This window comes from Pseudomonas sp. LTJR-52 (assembly GCF_003691465.1).
GTDB classification, from domain to species: domain Bacteria; phylum Pseudomonadota; class Gammaproteobacteria; order Pseudomonadales; family Pseudomonadaceae; genus Chryseomonas; species Chryseomonas luteola.
Genome location: NZ_CP033105.1, coordinates 1,530,930 through 1,545,624 on the forward strand (window position 1 = coordinate 1,530,930; position 14,695 = coordinate 1,545,624).

At 53.1% G+C, this 14,695-nt stretch carries 16 protein-coding genes; 11 read left to right on the forward strand and 5 right to left on the reverse strand.

The window, feature by feature from the left end:
- Window positions 1-274 precede the first annotated feature (274 nt).
- Together EAW52_RS07000 and yaaA are read right to left on the reverse strand one after the other, a co-directional pair.
- Window positions 275-949: a PilZ domain-containing protein gene (locus EAW52_RS07000; RefSeq protein ID WP_162997603.1), complete on the reverse strand. Its 675-nt coding sequence runs from the start codon at window positions 947-949 to the stop codon at window positions 275-277.
- A gap of 111 nt (window positions 950-1,060) precedes the next feature.
- Window positions 1,061-1,837, reverse strand: a complete 777-nt coding sequence (yaaA, locus tag EAW52_RS07005) for a peroxide stress protein YaaA (protein WP_122041905.1) — start codon at window positions 1,835-1,837, stop codon at window positions 1,061-1,063.
- Window positions 1,838-2,215: 378 nt separating this feature from the next.
- On the opposite strand from yaaA, the gene EAW52_RS07010 reads away from it, so the two are divergent.
- From EAW52_RS07010 to EAW52_RS07030, 5 genes are all read left to right on the forward strand, one after another.
- Complete coding sequence (locus EAW52_RS07010; RefSeq protein WP_122041906.1) at window positions 2,216-3,607, forward strand: PhoH family protein; 1,392 nt, start codon at window positions 2,216-2,218, stop codon at window positions 3,605-3,607.
- A 101-nt stretch (window positions 3,608-3,708) separates the two neighbouring features.
- A complete protein-coding gene (gene moaC / locus EAW52_RS07015; protein WP_010795362.1) occupies window positions 3,709-4,185 on the forward strand; it encodes a cyclic pyranopterin monophosphate synthase MoaC in 477 nt (158 codons plus the stop codon).
- Complete coding sequence (locus tag EAW52_RS07020) at window positions 4,182-4,433, forward strand: MoaD/ThiS family protein (protein ID WP_122041907.1); 252 nt, start codon at window positions 4,182-4,184, stop codon at window positions 4,431-4,433. The genes moaC and EAW52_RS07020 overlap by 4 nt, the downstream gene beginning before the upstream one ends.
- Window positions 4,434-4,435: 2 nt before the next feature.
- Window positions 4,436-4,885 (forward strand): molybdopterin synthase catalytic subunit MoaE, encoded by a 450-nt coding sequence (moaE, locus tag EAW52_RS07025; RefSeq protein WP_122041908.1) that lies wholly within the window; start codon window positions 4,436-4,438, stop codon window positions 4,883-4,885.
- A gap of 36 nt (window positions 4,886-4,921) precedes the next feature.
- Window positions 4,922-5,311, forward strand: coding sequence for a hypothetical protein (locus EAW52_RS07030; protein WP_122041909.1), 390 nt, complete (start codon window positions 4,922-4,924; stop codon window positions 5,309-5,311).
- 44 nt (window positions 5,312-5,355) lie between these two features.
- On the opposite strand, the gene rhlB is transcribed toward EAW52_RS07030, so the two are convergent.
- The 3 genes from rhlB to EAW52_RS07045 all read right to left on the reverse strand — a co-directional run bounded on the left by rhlB (window position 5,356) and on the right by EAW52_RS07045 (window position 8,716).
- Window positions 5,356-6,807 (reverse strand): ATP-dependent RNA helicase RhlB, encoded by a 1,452-nt coding sequence (gene rhlB / locus EAW52_RS07035; RefSeq protein ID WP_122041910.1) that lies wholly within the window; start codon window positions 6,805-6,807, stop codon window positions 5,356-5,358.
- Between the two features lie 105 nt (window positions 6,808-6,912).
- The gene (locus tag EAW52_RS07040; protein ID WP_162997758.1) at window positions 6,913-7,851 is read right to left on the reverse strand and encodes a GGDEF domain-containing protein; all 939 of its coding nucleotides are present in this window, start codon (window positions 7,849-7,851) and stop codon (window positions 6,913-6,915) included.
- A 205-nt stretch (window positions 7,852-8,056) separates the two neighbouring features.
- Window positions 8,057-8,716 carry an alpha/beta hydrolase gene (locus EAW52_RS07045; protein WP_122041912.1) on the reverse strand — a complete coding sequence of 220 codons (660 nt, stop codon included), beginning with the start codon at window positions 8,714-8,716 and terminating at the stop codon, window positions 8,057-8,059.
- Between the two features lie 402 nt (window positions 8,717-9,118).
- On the opposite strand from EAW52_RS07045, the gene EAW52_RS07050 reads away from it, so the two are divergent.
- From EAW52_RS07050 to EAW52_RS07075, 6 genes are all read left to right on the forward strand, one after another.
- On the forward strand, window positions 9,119-10,147 hold the full coding sequence (locus EAW52_RS07050; protein WP_074824850.1) for an amino acid ABC transporter substrate-binding protein: 1,029 nt from the start codon (window positions 9,119-9,121) through the stop codon (window positions 10,145-10,147).
- A gap of 71 nt (window positions 10,148-10,218) precedes the next feature.
- Window positions 10,219-11,394, forward strand: a complete 1,176-nt coding sequence (locus EAW52_RS07055; protein WP_122041913.1) for an amino acid ABC transporter permease — start codon at window positions 10,219-10,221, stop codon at window positions 11,392-11,394.
- A 9-nt stretch (window positions 11,395-11,403) separates the two neighbouring features.
- Window positions 11,404-12,501, forward strand: a complete 1,098-nt coding sequence (locus EAW52_RS07060) for an amino acid ABC transporter permease (protein WP_122041914.1) — start codon at window positions 11,404-11,406, stop codon at window positions 12,499-12,501.
- A gap of 13 nt (window positions 12,502-12,514) precedes the next feature.
- Window positions 12,515-13,282: an amino acid ABC transporter ATP-binding protein gene (locus EAW52_RS07065; protein ID WP_122041915.1), complete on the forward strand. Its 768-nt coding sequence runs from the start codon at window positions 12,515-12,517 to the stop codon at window positions 13,280-13,282.
- Window positions 13,283-13,413: 131 nt separating this feature from the next.
- Window positions 13,414-13,680: a GIY-YIG nuclease family protein gene (locus tag EAW52_RS07070; RefSeq protein ID WP_122041916.1), complete on the forward strand. Its 267-nt coding sequence runs from the start codon at window positions 13,414-13,416 to the stop codon at window positions 13,678-13,680.
- A 53-nt stretch (window positions 13,681-13,733) separates the two neighbouring features.
- Window positions 13,734-14,669, forward strand: a complete 936-nt coding sequence (locus EAW52_RS07075) for a glutathione S-transferase family protein (protein WP_122041917.1) — start codon at window positions 13,734-13,736, stop codon at window positions 14,667-14,669.
- Window positions 14,670-14,695: the final 26 nt, after the last annotated feature.

Genomic DNA, 14,695 nt, shown 5'->3' on the forward strand with positions numbered 1-14,695 from the left:
CCGCTGATTAGAATGATAATTAGGAAGATGGCTCGAGTGATTCCTTTTTGCCATCAAGGTCTTCATTGACATAGTGCTCTTAAAAAAGTTCATTAAAGCCTAAACACTTGAAAATGCCAGGGCAGGAATCAACTGTAGTAACGCTAGTCCCTGTGAGACTTCTTTTCTGTGAAACGTTCACTAAAAAGGGTTGCTTCTTTTCTTTTTGTGATCTGGGTCAAGCTCTCGCTAAGCAGGGCAGCCCTTGATCAGAGCTGCCAGAACTGAATCGCCGTTAGGCTTGAGGCGCAATGAAGAGCTTGATGGGCGTACCCATGTAGGAGGAGGGAATCTGCTGGTTGGGTTCTATGGTTGCAATAACGACGTAGGTGCTTCCTGCTGCTTCGAGTATTAACGATGTAATCGTACCTGACCTTGGCTGTTGCTCGTTGAAAAGATAGAAGTCAACTGACGAGCCGGGTAGCACAAAACGATACTCATCGAATTCGAATCGTCCTTCGATTTGTAATGCTGCTCCGCTTTCCTTTACAAGCCCGGCAGCACCTCTGCCTAGCCGCTTTTGGGCAAACGCCGAGTCGATCATATGACTGACGGTAACGTCATCGTTAAAGCGATAAGCCTCGATCAGATATTGAAGCGCAGAGAGTTCTCTGGGGGCGAGGTTATAAAAGGCGCAGCCTACCCGACCTGTATCCCGGTCAACTGATTTGATTTCAAATGCTACGTCGATAGCAAGACTGAGGGAGTTGATTGCAAAAAGGAGTTTGCCCTTGAGGTTATCGCCCGTATGAGCAGTAATAGACTTTGAAATAAAACTAAATCCGCCTGTGGAAAGCTCAAGCAATTGATGCTCCATGCCTTCACGGTGGGCGCCTTGATAACGGATCCTAGCGGGCAACTGAACGCGCAGGTGCTGCCTTTGTATGGAACTGGTGTCGGGTGCGCTCATTGGATCCATCTCCACTGTAAAGTTCTTGTCTTACTAAAATTCCAATAAAGGTAAGCAGACGAAGTTACGCATGGTTAAAAAGAGGGCTTATATAAATAAACTATTTATGCCTTAAACAGGACTGTCTCGTAAGAAAACCAGTTTTTCCTGAGTCGAGGATGGTTCACTAAAGAAATAGCCTTCAACATCAAATGACTTTAAATCAGCAAGGTCTCGTAACCGGTTTTTTATAATGTAACGCGTCATGAGTCCGCGGGCTTTTTTTGCATAGACGCTGATGATCTTGTATTGACCGCCTTTAAGATCCCGAAACTCGATATCGATAACGCGGCCCTTGAGTTGTGCACGTTTGACGGAGCCGAAGTATTCGTTCGAGGCCAGGTTGATGAGAATATCGTCGCCCTGATTTTCCAACGCATCATTTAATCGCTGTGTGATGTGCGTGTCCCAGAAGGCGTAAAGGTCCTTGCCGCGTGAGTTGACCAGCTTGGTTCCCATCTCCAGCCGGTAGGGCTGCATAAGGTCCAGAGGACGCAAGATGCCATAAAGGCCGGACAGCATACGCAAGTGTGTCTGGGCAAAGTCAAAGTCAGCGTCGTCGAAACCCTCAGCCGCTAAGCCGGTATAGACGTCACCCTTGAAGGCCAGTAGAGCCTGTTTGGCATTTTCAGGCGTAAAATCTGGAGACCAGCTGGCAAAGCGTGCAGCGTTAAGGCCGGCGATCTTGTCTGAAACTCCCATGAGTCTTGCGATATCGGCAGGCGAAAGCGTAACGAGCTGATTGATTAACGCTTGAGCGTCGTCGAGGCATTCAGGCTGTGTATAGCGCCGAGTGGCTGGCGGTGTTTCGTAGTCAAGGGTTTTGGCGGGTGAAATCACCATCAGCATGGTATGGAGCTCCTTTCGATTAGCGGCTCATTGTAGGCCGTGCACAAAACGTAGCTCCAGTTGGAAAAAGCTATATGGCATATGAAGGTAGGAGGCTCTGTAAACAGCGGGTAAAAACTTTAGTACCAGATCGGTAACGTTGCCAGTGGTATTAGCCAATAAGAAAAAAATGGTGTCCAGTTAGAAAAAAGGGGTTTTGCCTGCTCAAAGATTAGGGTATTACCAAGATGTCCGCTGCACGAACGGGGTTGCCCTTGAGTTGCAGGCTTGGCCCTGAAGCCCCGAAGTGTGGTGGCACCTTTCGCTGCGGAGCGCCGTATTGGCCTCCGTCGACTGGCCACAAGAGTCCCGTTGGGATTCTCGATGAGGTGAACGAGTATGGATGATCATGGACGCTCCCGCCCCACCCAGCCCACCCTCTATGTGCTCGACACCAACGTACTGATTCACGATCCTAATGCACTACTGAACTTCGAAGAACATCACGTTGCTATTCCGATGACGGTGTTGGAGGAGCTCGATAAGTTAAAAACCGGGAAACATAGCGTGGCTGCCGAATGCCGTCAGGCGATTCGGCTGATTGATACCGTTCTTGCTGAGGCCTCTCCTCAGGATGTCGAAAAAGGTGTGCCCATACCGCGCGGCAAAGGGGAGACGAAAGGGTATCTCTCCATTTTGATGAACAAGCGGGCGGCCCCTGTTACCTGGCTGCCTGATAATCACAACGATAACCGCATCATCAATCAGCTGGTTGAACTGTGTACCCACCATCCCGGTGAGCGCGTAGTACTGGTAACCAAAGACATCAACATGCGTTTAAAGGCGCGGGGATGCGGGATTGATGCTGAGGATTACCATACCGATCAGCTGGTAGATGATATTGCACTGTTGTCGCGTGGCTATCACACCCTTGAAGGTTCTTTCTGGGATCGCGTCAGCAAGGTCGATTCACGGCAGGATGTAGGGCGCGTCTGGCATCGGGTACAGCTGTCCGATAGTTTGCCGCCAATGCACTTGAATGACTTCATTATCGACGAGCAGGGGTTCGTTGGTTGGGTCAAGGCTGTTCGAGATGATGAACTCATTATTCTCGATATGCATCAGGAGCCTCTGCTGCATCAAGAGGCCTGGGGCCTTCGGCCTCGAGACATCTACCAGGGCCTAGCGTTGTTCGCTCTGTTGGATCCTGACATCCATCTGGTAAACCTGACCGGGGCAGCCGGGTCGGGGAAAACCATTCTTGCCCTGGCCGCAGCCATTGAACAAACCATGGTTACAAAGCGTTATCGTCGCATCATCGCGACGCGTAGCGTTCAGGGACTGGATGAGGATATTGGCTTCCTGCCCGGCACCGAAGCGGAAAAGATGGAGCCATGGCTGGGCGCCATTACCGACAACCTGGAAGCGCTGCATATGGATGATGAAAGTCCTCATAGCAGCGTCGATTATATCCTGAGTAAGGTGCCGCTTCAGTTCAAATCCTTGAATTACATTCGTGGGCGTAGTTTCCAGCAGAGTCTGATCCTTATTGATGAGTGCCAGAACCTTACGCCGCATCAGATGAAAACCATCATCACCCGCGCCGGCGCTGGCTCAAAAGTCATCTGTCTGGGTAACCTGGCGCAGATCGACACGCCGTATCTGTCAGCAACCAGCTCAGGATTGACGTATCTGAGCGAGCGTTTCAAAGGCTTCCCCCATGGGGTGCACATCACGTTGCAAGGCGTGCCTCGCTCGGTGCTGGCCGAGTACGCCGAAGCGCATATGTAATGACCTCCTGGCAGGAAACCGGCAAAGGATATTGCCGGTTTCCTGCTTATCCCGTTCGTCCATAGTAGAATCAAGGGCCTCTGTATAACGGAAGGCCAAACATGCTGACCCATCTTGATTCCCAGGGCCGCGCCAACATGGTGGACGTTACTGACAAGCAGGTAACGTTTCGTGAGGCTGTTGCTGAAGCGCAAGTGCGCATGCTCCCTGAAACGCTGCAAATGATTCAGCAGGGCGGCCACCCGAAAGGTGACGTCTTTGCGGTGGCGCGTATAGCCGGTATTCAGGCGGCCAAGAAAACCCATGAATTGATCCCCTTGTGTCATCCGCTTCTGCTGACAGGCGTGAAAGTTGAGCTCACTGCCTGCGAGCCCGATAGCGTTCATATTCAGGCAACGTGCAAATTGTCAGGCCAGACGGGCGTGGAAATGGAAGCCTTGACTGCTGCTAGCGTGGCGGCCTTGACGATCTATGACATGTGTAAGGCTGTGGATCGGGGTATGAGTATCGAAGCGGTTCGTCTGCTGGAAAAAAAAGGTGGTAAGAGCGGCCATTTCAAAGTGGAGCACGACGCATGATCGAAGTGCATTATTTCGCGCGTTACCGTGAAGCATTGCAATGCGAGCACGAGCGCATCCAATGGCAGGATGAATTTACTCAACTAAACGATCTTCGTGCTCACTTGGTCTCCAGAGGTGGTATGTGGGCGGATGTGTTAAGCGAGCGAAACCTGATGTGCGCACGTAACGAAGAGCTATGCACGTTGGATGAGCCGTTGGTTGACGGTGATCAAGTGGCTTTCTTCCCGACTGTAACGGGAGGTTAGACATGACCATACGAGTGCAGGCCGAGGCGTTCGATCCTGGCGTCGAAACCAGCGCAATGCATGCGGCCAATGTAGGCGTAGGTGCCGTCGTAACCTTCATAGGCTATGTACGCGATTTCAATGACGGACTGGATGTATCCGGTCTTTATCTGGAGCATTTTCCTGGCATGACTGAAAAGTCGCTGGCGAAGATCGCTCATGACGCAAACTCTCGTTGGCCGCTACTCAAGGTGGATATCATCCATCGGGTAGGGCGTCTGGAGCCTGGTGAGCCCATCGTTTTCGTAGGTACGGCAAGCGCACATCGTCAGGCGGCGTTCGAAGCCTGTGCATTTATCATGGACTATTTGAAAACAAGGGCGCCTTTCTGGAAGAAGGAAGATACTCCCCAAGGCCCACGCTGGGTTGAAGGCAAGAGCAGCGATGTCAGCGCTGCCCAGCGCTGGAAGTAGGCCCATGCTCTGACAGCGTAAAACCGGAGGGCAGGTATGGTTTGGCTGTGTGCGATGGGAGCCATTCTTGGGCTGGTACTTGTCATAAGCCTCTGTCAGCTGTGGCAATGGCTGAAGCTGACAGACAGCGCATTGACAGACGGGTATATCGTTTCTCTGGAAAAGGCCCCACTCTATCGGCTGACATTCAGCTATCAGGTCCAAGAGCAGCGCTACAGCCTGAACTTCCTGGATACGCTGATGGGGTGTTCGTCTTCCAGTCTAAAAGCCTTGGCGGAGCAGGTAGCAGTAGGCGATAGGATCCAGGTTTACTATTGCACCAGCGACCCTTCGTTCTGTTGTGTGGGCTTTAAACCGACACACAGGAGTATCGTTAAGGTCTGGTTGTTGAACCTGTTGGCACCGCTGGCACCTTTTGGCTTTTGAGGCGCGCAAAGGGGAGCAGAGTGTTCGACTCCGCCCCCGAGTCGTCAGGAATGCTTGCGTGGGACTGGCTTGAGTAGCTCTGCCGGAGGCATATCACATGCGATTTTGCGGCCTAGCAATGTCTCGATTGGCGGTAGGGCAAATGCGTCGTCCTCGCCTGCAAAACTGATTGATATTCCGCTGGTACCTGCACGACCTGTACGTCCTATCCGGTGTACATAGTCATCTGGATCTTCCGGTAGCGTGAAATTGATAACGTGGCTAATGCCGTCGATATGAATGCCACGACCCGCGACATCTGTAGCGACCAGGACACGGATCTTGCCCTCGCGGAAGCCTTCCAGCGTTCGGATCCGTTTATGCTGCGGAACATCGCCCGACATCTGCGCTGCACTGATGCCGTCCTTGGTTAGGCGCTCCTCAATGCGACGCACCTCATCCTTGCGGTTGGCGAAAACCATCACGCGTTCCCAGTTGTTCTGGCTGATGAGGTTGTATAGCAAACGATACTTGTCATCTGAAGACACTGCATATACGCGTTGGTCAACGGTCTCGCTGGCTACGTTTTCAGGCTCGATTTCCACAATGGCTGGATCAACTGTCCACTGCTTGGCAAGGTTCATGACGTCCTCGGTAAAGGTGGCCGAGAACAGCAAGGTCTGACGTTCGTTCTTGTGGGGAGTCTGGCGAATAATCTGGCGGACCTGGGGGATAAAGCCCATGTCGAGCATGCGATCCGCCTCGTCCAGAACCAAGACCTCCACCATGTCCAGATGAACCTCGCCACGCTGGTTGAAGTCCAGCAGGCGCCCTGGTGTTGCTACAAGGATATCGCAGAAGCGCGACTCCAGTTGCTTGAGCTGTTTGTCGAAATCCATTCCGCCTACAAAGGTCATCACATTGAGGCCCGTGTACTTGGTCAGATTTTCTGCATCCTTGGCAATCTGTACGACCAGCTCTCGAGTCGGCGCAATAATAAGTGCACGTGGCTCACCCATGTAGCGCTCTTCAGGCGGCGGGGTGGTAAGCAGCTGGGTAATGGTCGAAATCAAAAACGCGGCTGTCTTGCCTGTCCCGGTTTGAGCTCGACCTATGGCATCTTGGCCTTTCAGTGTAAATCCCAGCACTTGTGCCTGGATGGGCGTGCAATAAGGAAAACCCAGGTCATGGATGGCATGCATCAGGCTGGGTGCAAGGTTGAAGTCGTGGAAGCGGACCTTGCCTTCCTGAGGCTCTACTGCAAAGTCATTAAGCGTCCAGTTGCTGACAGGCGCCTTGCGCTCGCGTCGTGGCTTTGGTGATCTGGTCGCTGCAGGTTTCCCGCTTTCTTTCTTCGGTGGCCTGGGCTGACGCTCGGCTTTCGCCTGAGTCGTGGGGTGTGCCTGTTCAGGCTGTGACGGGGTTTCGTCGCGCTGAAGGGGCGCAACCTTTTCAGGGGTGGGCTGAGGTGCTTGCGCATCTCCTTTGCCAAATAGTTTTTTTAGTGCCTTGAGCACGGTTTATCTCGTAATTTGAATAGGAATTAAGCCAGGAGTGTAAAGCAAGTTACGGGCCTGGCAAATGAGGCTTGATCGAGAGGAGGGAGGGGAGTGTTGCCTGTTTTAGCCAAACAGGCAATTTCTTCCGTTGCGCTTGGCTTCATAAAGCGCTTTATCTGCACGCTCTATGTGAGTCTCGAGCGTATCCTGTTTATGCATTTCAGCCAAGCCGATTGAAATGGTAACGCCTGGTAATTTGCCGGCAGGAGAGTAAAAGTCGGCGATACTGGCAAGGCTTTCCCGCAAACGCTCGCCAATCATCCGAGCTTCAGGCTTATCCAGCTCGGGAAGCAGAATGACAAATTCTTCTCCACCGTAGCGCGACATGCTGTCCTTAGGCCTTAACTGGGAACGTAGGGTATTGGCTACCATGCAAAGTGCGTAGTCGCCTGCCAGATGCCCATACGTATCGTTATAGCGTTTGAAATGATCCACATCGAGCATCAACAGGCAAAGCGGCTGCTGGTTGAATGCGCAGCGGGTACTTTCTCGCTCATAGAGTTGTTCAAGGCGCCTGCGATTGAACAGGCCGGTAAGCGTGTCGACATTCGCGTTGCGCTCGGTATCCAGAATGATTCGATTGTTCTGGCGGACACGCTCACATAGGATTTCAAGCAGGTTCTGAATAGTTTTAGGAGAATGCTCCATCAGTTGGAACAGGTCCTTGCGGTGCAGGCCTATGACTTCGCAGACTTCATCGGCGATCACGTACGCCGTTGGCTTGTGATTGTCGAGAAAGCTGACCTCACCTGCACAGTCGCCCTCACTCAGAACGGATACAGGTTGATTATCCAGCGACTCCAGATGAACCCTGAAGCGGCCCTGGACAATCATATAAAGGTAGTGATTATGTTCGCTGGGCGACAGAAGCATCTCGCCTGGATTCAGAACACGCTTGGTCAGCGTGCGGGCCAGTTTTTCAAGGTGCGACAGATCAACATCCCGGAACAACCGTAGATGGCGTATATGCTGAAGGTTTTCCTGCCACTGAGGAATAGCCATCATCAGCATGGCATTACAAGAGTGAAAACGGCGCCAGAAGGCATGGTCGCTCCAAAACTACAGAAAGCGGACGTGTAGAGATCACTTCTTGACTGAGATAAGTAAAGAAAGTTCTTCATCCATTGTTCAGTACTGTGAGCGTTATCTTGTTTTGTATATGAACTGGTACAAAGGCTCAACGACAATAGCCGTTGAGCCGTCACTCTCAAGCCAAACGGTCCTGTAACCACTGAGCGATCAGGGCGATTTCTTCCTGTGTTACTTCATGGCCCATGGGGTAGTCCTGCCATTGAACAGGCACCTGCTCCTTGGCGAGAAAATCATAGGCTTCACGTCCCAACCCCAGCGGTACAACATCATCGAGCGTGCCATGAATGCATAGCACCGGAATGTCTCGCTGAGCCTCACTGGCAAGCGTTTCCTGGAAGCCGGGTGCATAGGTCGAAAGAGCCAGTACGCCACCCAGAGGTTTGTGGGCAATGGCGAAAGCAGTATGAAACACAACTGCTCCGCCTTGTGAAAAGCCTGCTAGCACAATGCGTCGGGCATCAATGCCCATGTCTATCTGCTGCGTGATCAACTCATCGACATAGCGGGCCGACTCATCCAGTTGTGAGTGATCAATGGCGCGTGCAGGTGACATGGCCAGGATGTCGTACCAGGACGGCATGGCCCAGCCGCCATTGATACTGACTGGGCGTGAAGGGGCCTGAGGCAGTACAAAACGGGTCGTCGTGAGCACGCGCTGCACTATTTCGGCCACCGGCTGAAAATCGTAACGGTCTGCGCCCAGGCCGTGTAGCCAGATCACGCATGAGTCTGCGGGTTGGGGGGATTCGATGATCAGCGGAGTTATTTCAGGCATGTGTGCTCCATAAGAGTGCGTTCTGATCGGCAGCGGTAACAAATGGTGCGTTAAGGGAGTGTCGCATTTATATAAATTCTTTTGCAGTCTCAGTGAAGTTTACTAAGCCGCTTCGATTCTGCCATGTCGCTATAAGTGGTCCGCCTTTTGCTGTATCTGCAATGTGTGCTTTTTGATGCACCGACAGGTAACACAACGTTGTCATGTTGTCTGGTGTATTAAAGGCCACTCGGTCAAGCAAATAAAAACAAATATTTCCAGCAGCGAGCCGAGAGCGAAGGGGTTGAACCTCTCAATTCCTCGATGGTTCTTGCGATGTATACGTTGCTCTCATGGCTGCGTACAAGCCCTAAAGGGCAAGCGGGACCGGATGCTGACTTTTATAACAACTGGAGGTTATCGATGAAAATGGTGAAATCCACCCTGGCGATTCTGACCACTGCGGCTGTATTGGGTGTCAGTGGCTTCGCCCATGCAGGTGCGACCTTGGATGCCGTGAAGAAAAAGGGCTTCGTGCAGTGCGGTATCAGTGATGGTCTGCCTGGCTTCTCCTATGCAGAGGCGGGTGGCAAGTATGCAGGTCTTGATGTTGATGTATGCCGGGCAGTGGCTGCTGCCGTATTCGGTGACGCCGAGAAAGTCCGCTATTCACCATTGACTGCCAAGGAGCGCTTCACGGCGTTGCAGTCTGGCGAAATCGATATTCTCTCCCGTAATACTACCTGGACCAGTTCACGGGACGCTGGCATGGGTATGAATTTCACGGGCGTAACGTACTACGACGGCGTTGGTTTTCTAGTCAATAAGAAGCTGGGTGTTTCAAGTGCTAAAGAACTCGACGGTGCAACGATCTGCATTCAGGCGGGTACCACGACCGAACTGAACGTGTCTGACTACTTCCGTGCCAATGGCATGAAGTACACCCCGATCACTTATGATCGTTCTGACGAAAGCGCCAAGTCCCTCGAAGCCGGACGTTGTGACGTACTGACGTCTGACCAGTCTCAACTCTATGCCCAGCGTATCAAGCTGGCCAACCCGGACGATTACGTGGTTCTGCCGGAAGTGATCTCCAAGGAGCCTCTCGGTCCTGCTGTACGCCGAGGTGATGATGAATGGTTTGCCATTGCAAAATGGTCGCTATTCGCCATGATCGGCGCTGAGGAACTAGGTATTACCTCTGCCAACGTGGAAGACATGGCCAAGAACGCCAAGAATCCTGATGTGGCTCGTATGCTGGGTGCCGAAGGCAACTTTGGTAACGACCTGAAGCTGCCCAAAGATTGGGCGGTTCAGATCGTCAAGCAGGTTGGTAACTATGGCGAGGTCTTCGAGCGTAACGTCGGCATGGGTAGTGCGCTCAAGATCAAGCGCGGCCTGAATGCTCAATGGAACAAAGGCGGCATCCTGTACGCACCTCCCGTGCGCTGATTTGCCTATCGCCGCGGCCTGGTTAATAGCCAGGTCGCGGCGTTTTGTTTCATCGCATCTCGGAAAACATCATGTCTAAATCAATAGGCACGTCTGGGTCGTTGATCAACGATCCGCGCGCTCGCGCCTGGGCGTTTCAGATACTGGCTATTGTGGCGGTCGCTGCACTTGGCTGGTACTTGTTCAACAACACACAAACCAACCTGGAACACCGGGGGATCACCTCCGGTTTTGCTTTTCTTGAGCATAGCGCAGGCTTTGGCGTTAGCCAGAGTCTGATCGACTACAAGGAATCGGATTCTTATGGACGACTCTTTCTGGTCGGCCTGGCGAATACGCTTCTGGTATCCATCCTGGGTATCATCCTGGCCACTGTGCTGGGCTTTATCATCGGTATTGCTCGTCTTTCGCCGAACTGGCTGGTACGTAAACTCGCCGCGATCTATATTGAGACCTTTCGCAACATTCCGCCACTGCTCCAGATATTCTTCTGGTATTTCGCTGTATTGCGTCTGGTGCCTGGACCCCGACAGAGCCTCAGCTTCTTCGACACGTTGTTTCTGAACAACCGAGGACTGTACGTTCCAGCACCCGTGTCGGCAGAAGATGTCGTACCGTTCCTGGTGGCGATTGCGCTAGCTGTTGTGGCCAGTATTGCCCTGGCGCGCTGGGTAAAGGTTCGGCGTGACAGGACCGGAAGAGGCTTTCCGCTGCTGATCTCGATTATCGCTTTGCTGATCGTTCTGCCAGGTTTGGCAGCCCTGATATTTGGTGCACCGTTCCATTGGACCGTTCCGCAGCTCAAGGGCTTTAACTTTCAGGGCGGCTGGGTGGTGATTCCTGAGCTGTTCGCCTTGCTGGTGGCACTCTCCGTTTATACCGCAGCATTCATTGCTGAAACGGTACGTTCGGGTATCCAGTCGGTGAGCCATGGGCAGACCGAAGCAGCCAATTCCCTGGGGCTGAAGCCTAGTCGGACGCTACGCCTGGTCATCATTCCCCAGTCCATGCGGGTCATCATCCCGCCACTGACCAGCCAATACCTTAACCTGACTAAGAACTCATCATTGGCTGCCGGTATTGGCTATCCGGACATGGTGTCGCTGTTTGCCGGTACGGTACTGAACCAGACCGGGCAGGCGATCGAGACCATTGCCATCACGATGTCAGTCTATCTGGTTATCAGCCTGAGCATTTCGCTGTTAATGAACGTGTACAACAAGCGAATGGCTTTGCGTGAGCGATAAGAGGCGATCATGACTACACATACGTTCAAACCTGATCTGCCGCCGCCGAATCGCTCGATCGGTGCGTGGGCCTGGATGCGGGCCAATCTGTTTTCCAGCGTTTACAACACGCTGCTTACGTTACTTGCTTTGTATCTGGTCTGGCTGTTGGTTCCGCCCATGATCAAATGGGCTTTCCTGGATGCAACGTTCAGCGGGACCGAGCGTTCCGACTGTACGCCGGGAGGCGCATGCTGGGTATTCATCAAGATGCGCTTTGGTCAGTTCATGTACGGGTTTTACCCGCCGGAGCTGCGCTGGCGTGTGGATGTAGCGCTGGTGCTCGCGGTTCTGGGTGCTGCACCGCTGTTCATCAAAGCGATGCCCCGAAAGGTAGTTTATGGCATCGTTTTTCTGATCGTTTATCCCGTTGTTGCCTGGGTGTTGCTGCATGGCGGCGTGCTGGGTCTCGACGCGGTGCCCACTAGCCGTTGGGGTGGCCTGACGCTGACACTGGTCATTGCCTCTGTAGGTATTGCCGGTGCGCTGCCGCTGGGTATATTCCTGGCATTGGGACGTCGTTCGGAAATGCCGGCCGTACGCGTGTTGTGCGTGACCTTTATCGAGTTCTGGCGGGGTATTCCGTTGATCACGGTGTTGTTCATGTCATCCGTCATGCTGCCGTTGTTCCTGCCTGAAGGTATGAGCTTCGACAAACTCTTGCGGGCACTGATTGGCGTCATCCTGTTCCAGTCAGCTTACATTGCCGAAGTCGTGCGTGGTGGTTTGCAGGCGATCCCGAAAGGGCAGTACGAAGCGGCGTCAGCCATGGGGCTGGGCTACTGGCGCGCCATGGGGCTGGTCATACTGCCTCAGGCATTGAAGCTGGTGATCCCGGGAATCGTGAACACGTTTATCGCGCTGTTCAAGGATACCAGTCTGGTGATCATCATTGGTCTGTTCGATCTCTTGAACAGCCTGCACCAGGCTACCGTTGATCCAGCCTGGCTGGGTATGTCGACCGAAGGCTATGTCTTTGGCGCATTGATTTATTGGGCTTTCTGTTTCGGTATGTCGCAGTACAGTCAGCGTCTGGAACGCCGTCTCGACACCGGCCATCGCCGCTAAGGAGCGAATCAGCATGAGTGAAAATGCCAAGACTCTGGGCATCGGTGACAAGATCATGATCCAGATGCAAGATGTGAACAAGTGGTACGGTCAGTTCCACGTGCTTAAGGACATCAATCTGACGGTCCGACAGGGCGAGCGTATCGTGCTTTGCGGCCCGTCAGGGTCAGGCAAGTCGACCACGATCCGCTGTATCAATCGTCTGGAAGAGCATCAGAAGGGCAGTATTGTCGTTGATGATGTAGAGCTCAATGGGGACCTGAAAAACATCGAGGCCATTCGCCGTGAAGTCGGGATGGTCTTCCAGCATTTCAATCTGTTCCCTCATCTGACGGTACTGGAAAACTGTACGCTAGCCCCTATCTGGGTACGTAAGCTACCCAAAAAGGAAGCCGAAGAAGTCGCGATGCATTATCTGAAGCGCGTACGCATTCCAGATCAGGCTCACAAGTATCCGGGACAGCTCTCCGGTGGTCAGCAACAGCGTGTGGCCATAGCCCGCGCGTTGTGCATGAAGCCCAAGATCATGCTGTTTGACGAGCCTACTTCAGCACTTGACCCGGAAATGGTAAAGGAGGTGCTCGATACCATGATCGGTCTTGCTCAGGATGGTATGACCATGCTGTGCGTGACTCACGAAATGGGTTTTGCCCGAACGGTAGCAAACCGTGTGATTTTCATGGACAAGGGTGAAATCGTGGAGCAGGCCCCGCCAGATCAGTTCTTCGATAATCCTCAAAACGAGCGTACCAAGCTCTTCCTGGGTCAGATCCTTCACTGATCCATCAAGAAAGGCGCCTCAGGGCGCCTTTCTTATAGGCTGTTCTTTTACCGGGCCAGGCGGGAGAATACAGCTACGCTCTCTGGTTGAATGGCTTGCTGTACGTGGACGCTTTACCCTTATCCTTGACCATGACTCATCCGCTGCGGCCGTGGTTCGTCTATCTGGTCAGAGCTGAAAATGGCTCACTCTACTGCGGCATCAGCGATAACCCTCAGCGCCGTTTCAAGGCTCACCAACAAGGTAAGGGGGCTCGCTTTTTTCATTCAAGTCCTGCCAAGGCACTGGTCTATACGGAGCCGTGTGTAGACAAATCTGCAGCGCTTCGCCGTGAACGCGCCATTAAAAAACTCAAAAAGAACATCAAGGAAGCCATGATAGTGGCTCAGGGAGGATAGTCTTCAAGGGGGAGGGCGGTTACTCTGCGCTTCTCCAATAAGAGGGCGTGCGCATGACCGATCTCATCCTGCATCACTACTGGACCTCTCCTTTTGCCGAGAAAGTGCATCTGCTGATGGGATTCAAGCAGTTGTCCTGGCGCTCTGTCATTATTCCCCGTGTCATGCCAAAGCCGGATCTCACCGCATTGACCGGCGGCTATCGTAAGACGCCTGTGCTTCAGGTCGGGGCGGATACCTATTGTGATACGGCGCTGATCGCGCAGCGCCTGGAACAGGCCAAGGTCACTCCCACACTCTTTCCGGAAGGGCAGGAGTTTGCCTGTCGCGCCTTTGCAGCCTGGGCCGATAGTGTAGTGTTCCAGCATGCCGTGGCACTGATTTTCCAGCCCGACGTCATCGCCGAGCGCATGGCCAATGTTCCGCCTGAGCAGGCTCAAGCGTTCATGGCGGACCGTAAGGCGCTTTTTGAAAAGGGAAATGCTCCTCGGGTTACAGCAAGGCAGGCGGCGCAACATTGGCCTACCCTAATGGCACGACTTGAGGAGCAATTGGCGCGCAGCAGTGGCGAATACCTCTTCAATGCTCCCTCTATCGCAGATTTCTCGCTGGCGCATTGCCTCTGGTTTTTGCAGTCAGCTCGCCAGACTGCGCCTCTGGTAGATGCATATTCTGAAGTATCCGCCTGGCTAGGCCGCGTGCAGGGGTTCGGTCATGGCACTTATTCCGACCTGAGCGCAGAGGAGGCCATACGCATTGCGTATGATTCCGATCCTGCCCCTATTCCAGAAGGGGAAATGTTCTTGCCGGCGGGCCTTACTCAAGGCGATCGTGTAGCGATTTCAGCTCAGGATTATGGCCTGGAGACTGTAGAAGGTGAATTGCTGTATGCCGGGGCAGAGGAAGTAATTCTAAGACGTGAGGACGAGCGTGCCGGCATTGTCCACGTTCACTTTCCCAGAATAGGATTCAATATCGAAACGCTATGAGGCTGACAGGCAGAGCGATCAGGGCT

What these genes read in the sequence shown, in the direction of transcription:
- EAW52_RS07030 (WP_122041909.1), top strand. Translation starts at nt 4,922, where the DNA reads ATGGTTTGGCTGTGTGCGATGGGAGCCATTCTTGGGCTGGTACTTGTC.
- EAW52_RS07020 (WP_122041907.1), top strand. Translation starts at nt 4,182, where the DNA reads ATGATCGAAGTGCATTATTTCGCGCGTTACCGTGAAGCATTGCAATGC.
- EAW52_RS07050 (WP_074824850.1), top strand. Translation starts at nt 9,119, where the DNA reads ATGAAAATGGTGAAATCCACCCTGGCGATTCTGACCACTGCGGCTGTA.
- yaaA (WP_122041905.1), bottom strand. Translation starts at nt 1,837, where the DNA reads ATGCTGATGGTGATTTCACCCGCCAAAACCCTTGACTACGAAACACCG.
- EAW52_RS07060 (WP_122041914.1), top strand. Translation starts at nt 11,404, where the DNA reads ATGACTACACATACGTTCAAACCTGATCTGCCGCCGCCGAATCGCTCG.
- EAW52_RS07040 (WP_162997758.1), bottom strand. Translation starts at nt 7,851, where the DNA reads ATGGCTATTCCTCAGTGGCAGGAAAACCTTCAGCATATACGCCATCTA.
- moaC (WP_010795362.1), top strand. Translation starts at nt 3,709, where the DNA reads ATGCTGACCCATCTTGATTCCCAGGGCCGCGCCAACATGGTGGACGTT.
- moaE (WP_122041908.1), top strand. Translation starts at nt 4,436, where the DNA reads ATGACCATACGAGTGCAGGCCGAGGCGTTCGATCCTGGCGTCGAAACC.
- EAW52_RS07075 (WP_122041917.1), top strand. Translation starts at nt 13,734, where the DNA reads ATGACCGATCTCATCCTGCATCACTACTGGACCTCTCCTTTTGCCGAG.
- EAW52_RS07000 (WP_162997603.1), bottom strand. Translation starts at nt 949, where the DNA reads ATGAGCGCACCCGACACCAGTTCCATACAAAGGCAGCACCTGCGCGTT.
- EAW52_RS07045 (WP_122041912.1), bottom strand. Translation starts at nt 8,716, where the DNA reads ATGCCTGAAATAACTCCGCTGATCATCGAATCCCCCCAACCCGCAGAC.
- EAW52_RS07070 (WP_122041916.1), top strand. Translation starts at nt 13,414, where the DNA reads ATGACTCATCCGCTGCGGCCGTGGTTCGTCTATCTGGTCAGAGCTGAA.
- EAW52_RS07055 (WP_122041913.1), top strand. Translation starts at nt 10,219, where the DNA reads ATGTCTAAATCAATAGGCACGTCTGGGTCGTTGATCAACGATCCGCGC.
- EAW52_RS07065 (WP_122041915.1), top strand. Translation starts at nt 12,515, where the DNA reads ATGAGTGAAAATGCCAAGACTCTGGGCATCGGTGACAAGATCATGATC.
- EAW52_RS07010 (WP_122041906.1), top strand. Translation starts at nt 2,216, where the DNA reads ATGGATGATCATGGACGCTCCCGCCCCACCCAGCCCACCCTCTATGTG.